Origin of the sequence: Bacillus sp. RB3, from assembly GCF_030164735.1 — a bacterium.
GTDB lineage: Bacteria > Bacillota > Bacilli > Bacillales > Bacillaceae_G > Bacillus_A > Bacillus_A cereus.
In genome coordinates this window covers 1-511 of the sequence record NZ_JASNGE010000100.1, presented here as the reverse complement: position 1 = coordinate 511, position 511 = coordinate 1, and the positions used below count along the sequence as shown (strand labels likewise).

Sequence of the window (511 nt, the reverse complement as noted above, 5' to 3'; positions counted from 1 at the left end):
CAAGCGGTACTAACAACGATAAAGATATCGCATCTATGGACAAAGAGTATCAAGCATTAGCACAAGAAATTGATCATATTGCTGACAAAACAAATTTCAACGGTAACGCATTTTTAAGTGGTGGTGGGAAAGATATCACAATTCAGCTTTCTGACGCTTCAAATGATACAATGAAAATCACAGCTATCGATACAAAAGCTATAACAACTGCAACTTTAGCTACACCTACAGCTACAGGCGCAGATAAGGCTTTAAATGCAGCTTCTGCACCAGCTCAAATCACAGCTCTTGACACTGCTATTCAAGAAATTGCTGACGCTAGAGCAACTTTCGGTTCTCAATTAAACCGTTTAGACCATAACTTAAACAACGTAACGAGCCAAGCTACTAATATGGCAGCTTCTGCTTCTCAAATTGAAGATGCTGATATGGCAAAAGAAATGTCTAACATGACAAAGTTCAAAATTTTAAACGAAGCAGGCATCAGCATGCTTTCTCAAGCTAACCAAAC

At 38.6% G+C, this 511-nt stretch carries 1 protein-coding gene; it reads left to right on the top strand.

Annotated features, from left to right (window positions below; translation table 11 throughout):
- Positions 1–511, top strand: a 511-nt coding sequence (locus QO049_RS30505; RefSeq protein ID WP_284489823.1) for a flagellin, incomplete at both ends; no start/stop codon positions are given.